Source organism: Mycobacterium sp. 1165178.9 (genome assembly GCF_001673555.1).
Classification (GTDB): Bacteria; Actinomycetota; Actinomycetes; order Mycobacteriales; family Mycobacteriaceae; genus Mycobacterium.
The window spans coordinates 1-1,356 of record NZ_LZMB01000448.1; the positions used below are offsets into that span (position 1 = coordinate 1).

Genomic DNA, 1,356 nt, shown 5'->3' on the forward strand with positions numbered 1-1,356 from the left:
TGTGCTGCACTGCCTTCCGGCTCATCGCGGCGACGAGATCACCGACGAGGTGATGGACGGGCCGGCCAGCGTGGTCTGGGACGAGGCCGAAAACCGTTTGCATGCCCAGAAAGCGCTGCTGGCGTGGCTGCTGGAGCGACGATCGTGACCCGCTCGAAGACCACACCCGAGACCACCCGGGCCGGCCGACAGGCGCGCATCGTGGCCATCCTGTCGTCGGCCGAGGTGCGCAGCCAGAGCGAGCTGGCCGCGCTGCTGGCCGATGACGGCATCGACGTCACCCAGGCCACCCTGTCACGCGACCTGGAAGAGCTGGGCGCGGTGAAGCTGCGCGGCGCAGACGGCGGCGTCGGTGTCTACATGGTCCCCGAGGACGGCAACCCGGTGCGCGGGGTGTCCGGCGGCACCGCAAGGCTATCCCGGTTGCTGAGCGAACTGCTGGTGTCGGCCGACGCCAGCGCGAACCTCGCGGTGCTGCGCACCCCGCCGGGCGCCGCCGACTATCTGGCCAGCGCGATCGACCGCGCGGCGCTACCGTACGTCGTCGGCACCATCGCCGGCGATGACACCGTCTTTGTGGCCGCTCGAGAGCCGATGACCGGCGCCGAGCTGGCCGCCACCCTGGAAAAACTCACGTAAGCGTTTCAACCTAAGGAGATTTATGTCAGAACGCGTCATCCTGGCGTATTCCGGCGGCTTGGACACCTCGGTGGCCATCAGCTGGATCGGCAAGGAGACCGGCCGTGAGGTCGTAGCGGTGGCGATCGACCTCGGCCAGGGCGGCGAAGACATGGAGGTCGTTCGCCAGCGGGCCCTGGACTGCGGCGCGGTGGAAGCCGTCGTCGTCGACGCCCGCGACGAGTTCGCCGACGAATACTGCCTTCCCACAATCCTGTCCAACGCCCTCTACATGGACCGCTACCCGCTGGTGTCGGCGATCAGCCGGCCGCTGATCGTCAAGCACCTGGTGGCGGCGGCGCGTGAGCACGGCGGCAGCATCGTCGCGCACGGCTGCACCGGCAAGGGCAACGACCAGGTCCGGTTCGAGGTCGGATTCGGTTCGCTCGCTCCCGATCTCGAGGTGCTGGCGCCGGTTCGTGATTACGCATGGACGCGGGAGAAGGCGATCGCGTTCGCCGAAGAGAACGCGATCCCGATCAACGTGACCAAGCGCTCGCCGTTCTCCATCGACCAGAACGTGTGGGGTCGCGCGGTGGAAACGGGCTTCCTGGAACATCTTTGGAACGCGCCCACCAAGGACGTGTACGCGTACACCGAGGACCCCACGCTGAACTGGAGCACGCCCGACGAGGTGATCGTCGGGTTCGAACGCGGCGTGCCCGTGACGATCGACGG

Annotated in this window: 2 protein-coding genes and 1 pseudogene; all 3 read left to right on the forward strand. The window is 67.8% G+C overall.

The window, feature by feature from the left end:
- Positions 1-148, forward strand: a pseudogene (locus A5652_RS27020) (ornithine carbamoyltransferase); the annotation flags it as partial.
- Positions 145-639 (forward strand): arginine repressor, encoded by a 495-nt coding sequence (locus A5652_RS19100; RefSeq protein ID WP_067354978.1) that lies wholly within the window; start codon positions 145-147, stop codon positions 637-639. The pseudogene A5652_RS27020 and the gene A5652_RS19100, both read left to right, overlap by 4 nt.
- 22 nt (positions 640-661) lie before the next feature.
- Positions 662-1,356, forward strand: a 695-nt coding sequence (locus tag A5652_RS19105; protein WP_067354981.1) for an argininosuccinate synthase, incomplete at its 3' end; no start/stop codon positions are given.